Origin of the sequence: Enterobacter cloacae complex sp. 2024EL-00214, from assembly GCF_043945575.1 — a bacterium.
GTDB classification, from domain to species: Bacteria; Pseudomonadota; Gammaproteobacteria; order Enterobacterales; family Enterobacteriaceae; genus Enterobacter; species Enterobacter cloacae_P.
The window spans coordinates 1-4,606 of the sequence record NZ_JBIMRC010000043.1 but is presented as its reverse complement, the minus strand read 5'-3'; the positions used below and the strand labels follow the sequence as shown (position 1 = coordinate 4,606).

The following is a 4,606-nucleotide window of genomic DNA, read 5'->3' as shown; positions in this document are numbered from 1 at the left end:
GGCCAGGCCTCAGCATTTTATTATGGTGATCCCCTGGGCGAAATGCGCCTGGTAAGCAGAGTTTTTGAAATGTAAGGCCTTTGAATAAGACAAAAGGCTGCCTCATCGCTAACTTTGCAACAGTGCCCAATAGGGTGTACTCCCGCGCTATACGGCATTTTCAGAGGTTTGACCTTAATCGGATAACCTAAATGCGATACTGCAAGAGCGACAACTTAAAAGCGATAGCCACTGACGCAAAATCAACCACTTACGAACCAAGATTGGTTAAATAATGCGCTTAACGTACAAAAATTGGCACTGTTGCAAATAGTCGGTGGTGATAAACTTATCATCCCCTTTTGCTGATGGAGCTGCACATGAACCCATTCAAAGGCCGGCATTTTCAGCGTGACATCATTCTGTGGGCCGTACGCTGGTACTGCAAATACGGCATCAGTTACCGTGAGCTGCAGGAGATGCTGGCTGAACGCGGAGTGAATGTCGATCACTCCACGATTTACCGCTGGGTTCAGCGTTATGCGCCTGAAATGGAAAAACGGCTGCGCTGGTACTGGCGTAACCCTTCCGATCTTTGCCCGTGGCACATGGATGAAACCTACGTGAAGGTCAATGGCCGCTGGGCGTATCTGTACCGGGCCGAGGTGGTAGATGCATAGATTGCAGCGCGTAAATGACGCTCCACCATGACCATCATCCGGTGAATGGTGACATCCCGTGAACTCTGTGCCATTCGTTCGGCTCCGGCATTCATTGCATCTGCAAGGATCGCTGCCATAAGCGCTGCTTCGTCTTCTGCCTGTTCTCCGGTGCGATAATGGGTGAAACAAATTCCCGGCAGCGACAATGTGGCTTCATATGCCACTGGACTGGGGTATTGCCTGTCGCCATGACACCATTGAAGGCTGGATTCTTAAATTTTCTAATCGAGGGCTGTGCAAAATTAGCTACGTCCGCTTCACGCTGTGAGTTCAATAATTGTGTTGCGTCCATCAGTTGAAATCACAGCTCAAAGTAGACGCTCATTCTCACTGGAATGCTTTGCTTTCACCTTGCCAGAGGACAAATCCTTTGTCCCGCAACTATGGTTTTTTATTAGGATTTTCGCCACTGAATAAATTATAATAAATTGATTTTATAAGATATTCGTCATGGGCTATATGACCAGTACGAGTTGCATGCTCTAATGTTTCAGATGCCAGTATATGTGCGGCTTCAGCAAACATCCCAGGCCAACCCTTACTCAGCATAGACAGTCCTTTAAGGACTCTTATCTGAATCTCCCTCATACTCGCACCATCACGTGCAACAGGTAAGAAAAAGTCTTCCAGTAGGTCTTTGATCTGAAGTGGCGCAACATGTACTGAAGGATATATCACTTCAGTTTCATCTATTTTATTCTGCGCGTAAGCGGAGAGTATTCGAACACCTCTGCCAATGACATCAATCGCAGTACCGGGATCGTTTACTGCGGGCGAAAGGGCCCTGCAGGCTATTTCGGCCATGACGCTGAGACAGAATCGGGGATCCTGAGCAAATGAACGCACATCCGAGACAATGATCGTTTCAAGTAAATCGGTACAGATTGATGACTCCTGACCAGAACTCAGGTACAAAACTGGCATCGATGGATGTATGAAACTGCCTGGCTGCGCCACAAGATATACATGACGAGGATCATTGCTCAGCAGACTGCCGAGCTTGACCATGTCAATATATTCAACATAGCCAATTTTCTCCGGATATACGGCAACAGTTCCTTTTGGTTGTTCATTGTTCTCAAGCCATGGATATCCGCCAAGACATGGACTTTTTGCTCTCGCAATAAATGTCTCGATCGCCGCCTGTTCTACTTTTGCTGTTGTCTCACCTACCCTGCCCAGAGAGGTCAAATGCTGTATCCAGCGAAGCAATGTGCTGATTATTAAGGCAATGACAACCAGTGTTACAATGAATAAAATGACTCTACCCCTTTCTCCGTAGGCTCCCATATTGAGGGCAATAATCCCTACCAGGCTGAAGAGAAAAGAACCGATAAAAGTGGCCAGTACATTTTGTGTGGTTACGTCTTCTACAACTAAACGCGTGGCTCTGGGCGTCACATTAGTAGTGGCTGAACCGTAAGCGGTGACCATGATACTCAGTGAAAATGTGGTCACCGCCAGCATACTCGATGCCAGTATGTTCAGAATATTATCAACTGCTTCCGCACCAACCTTCACTGATACTGACTCTGGGATCATTGATCTAAAAAGAATAGATAAAAGGGCCGTTATTATTGCTACCATTGCAAATAACGTTGCCCTGAACCATAGCTTTTTAAGTGTCTGCCTGAGAATCCATTGCCAGCGTGAAATCATTCAGCATATCCTTGTATTAAGTTCGGGAAAATAAATGCCGCCCGGCAGGACGGCATTTTTGTATTAACGAACGAGGTGCAGGAAGTGCAGGTGTTTTTCGTACTGGTCCAGTATGTCATTAATCAGCTGTTCCTGATTCCAGCCCATCACATCATAGTTTTGACCGCCTTCTTTCAGATAGACCTCAGCGCGATAATATCGATGTTGCTCAGCCTGCTGCTCGTCATTGTCCATTGCAGCCATGGCGAAAGCCGGTGAGTTATAGCCACGAAGTCTCACTTCATAAATAAAGTTCAGCTCATTGCCCAAATCGACTTCAAGCCGAATTCGTTCGTCATCAGTATCACTTATATGGCTTATCGTTCCCTGTTTATTCAGTTCTTCCTGAACCAGCGTCATGGCGGGCTGGATAACGTCGCCCATAAAGCGTTTCACAAGAGAGCGCTTTGGCAGATAAGCGATATTGCGCAAGCGTCTCTGCCATGGAATCGGGTTACGCGCTGCAGTCGGAGCAATAGTCGCCATGCTCAGGCTTTCACGCTTGGTCAAATCCCGACGCAGGGCTTTTAATAATCCGTATATGGATATCAGTAAAATCACTGAGAAAGGTAATGCGCTCGCTATTGTCACGGTTTGCAGCGCGCTCAGTCCCCCCGCAATCAGCAGTGCGATTGCCACAATCCCTATGAGCGAGGCCCAGAAAATTCGCTGCCATACAGGCGTGTTAGCGACGCCACCCGATGCCAGCGTATCAACAACCATTGCCCCGGAGTCAGCCGAGGTGACAAAGAAGACAATGACCATCGCCATTGCAATAAATGACAGCACGGAAGAAAACGGGAAATGCTCCAGGAAATTAAACAGGGCCAGCGCGACATCCTGCTGAACGGTATTGGCGAGATCAGCCGCCCCCTGGTGCATAATGAGATAGATTGCGCTGTTACCAAACACCGTCATCCACATGAGCGTGAAGCCGGCGGGAACAAACAGCACGCCGGTGACAAACTCGCGAATGGTTCGACCGCGCGAGACTCTTGCGATGAACATCCCCACAAACGGCGACCATGAAAGCCACCATCCCCAGTACAGTAATGTCCAGCCCCCCAGCCAGTTGCTCGACTTAGGTTCATACGCATAAAGGTTAAAAGTTTTACTCACCAGTTCAGAAAGATAACCGCCCGTATTTTCCACAAATGACTTCAGCAGAAGCACGGTTGGTCCCAGACACAGGACCAGCGCCAGCAGCAGCACTGCCAGGCCCAGGTTGAGCTCAGACAGTATACGTATTCCCTTGTCCAGGCCGGACACCACCGAAATCGTCGCTAAACCAGTGATGACAACGATTAGAATCACCTGCACCGTTTCATTAATAGGCACCCCGAAAAGATGATTCAAACCAGCATTCACCTGCAAAACACCGTACCCCAGCGATGTCGCAACGCCAAAGACGGTGCCAATAACGGCGAAAATATCAACCGCATGGCCTACAGGTCCGTATATGCGCTCGCCAATAATGGGATAAAGTGCGGAACGCAGCGTTAAAGGCAGACCGTGACGGTAACTGAAAAAGGCCAGGATCAGTGCCACAATGGCATAGATTGCCCATGCGTGCAGGCCCCAGTGGAAGAACGTCAGGCGCATTGCTTCCTTCGCTGCCGCAACGGTCTCTGGAGTGCCGACAGGAGGTGAAAGATAATGCATCACAGGTTCAGCAACGCCAAAGAACATCAGGCCGATCCCAATCCCTGCCGAGAAAAGCATCGCAAACCAGGAGTGATAGCTAAAATCAGGCTGCGCATGGTCCGGACCCAGTTTGATATCACCGTAGCGTGAGAGTCCCAGGAACGAGACACTCAGTAGAATCAGGGCCACTGCAAGGATGTAGAACCAGCTGGCATTCGTGAAGATTTGTTGCTGAAGTAGTTTAAAATTTTTGTCGGCGACATCCGGGAATACAGCGGCAAAGGCGACAAGAAGGAAAATTAACAAAGCAGATGTAAAGAATACCGCTTTGTTAATCTGGCTTTTAGACTTCTTTTGGATTGTATCATTTTCACTCATAATCATTTATTCCATTAATTAAAATCCGCACTGTATAGAGGGTACTACATCTCAAAGATTAGGGAAGGTGCGAATAAGCAGGTCATTTCTTCCCAAGCTGACTCGCTGATTAAAATTTCGCGGATCTGGGCCGATTTTTTTCCCGCAAACACATCGAATCAGCCTATTTAGGCTATTTTTTCCAC

2 protein-coding genes and 3 pseudogenes are annotated in these 4,606 nt (G+C 48.1%); 2 read left to right on the top strand and 3 right to left on the bottom strand.

What is annotated here, in order from left to right; translation table 11 throughout:
- A pseudogene (locus ACHHZ6_RS24490) lies at positions 1–75 on the top strand (IS6 family transposase); the annotation flags it as partial.
- Between the two features lie 284 nt (positions 76–359).
- Positions 360–641 (top strand): annotated as a pseudogene (locus ACHHZ6_RS24485) (IS6-like element IS26 family transposase); the annotation flags it as partial.
- Here the strand turns inward: ACHHZ6_RS24485 and ACHHZ6_RS24480 are convergent.
- The 3 genes and pseudogenes from ACHHZ6_RS24480 to betT form a co-directional block, all read right to left on the bottom strand.
- Positions 641–829, bottom strand: a pseudogene (locus tag ACHHZ6_RS24480) (Tn3 family transposase); the annotation flags it as partial. The pseudogenes ACHHZ6_RS24485 and ACHHZ6_RS24480 sit on opposite strands and share 1 nt — an antisense overlap.
- Positions 830–1,082: 253 nt before the next feature.
- Complete coding sequence (locus tag ACHHZ6_RS24475) at positions 1,083–2,360, bottom strand: DUF2254 domain-containing protein (RefSeq protein WP_000625672.1); 1,278 nt, start codon at positions 2,358–2,360, stop codon at positions 1,083–1,085.
- 63 nt (positions 2,361–2,423) lie between these two features.
- The gene (gene betT, locus ACHHZ6_RS24470) at positions 2,424–4,421 is read right to left on the bottom strand and encodes a choline BCCT transporter BetT (RefSeq protein ID WP_395123177.1); all 1,998 of its coding nucleotides are present in this window, start codon (positions 4,419–4,421) and stop codon (positions 2,424–2,426) included.
- Positions 4,422–4,606 lie beyond the last annotated feature (185 nt).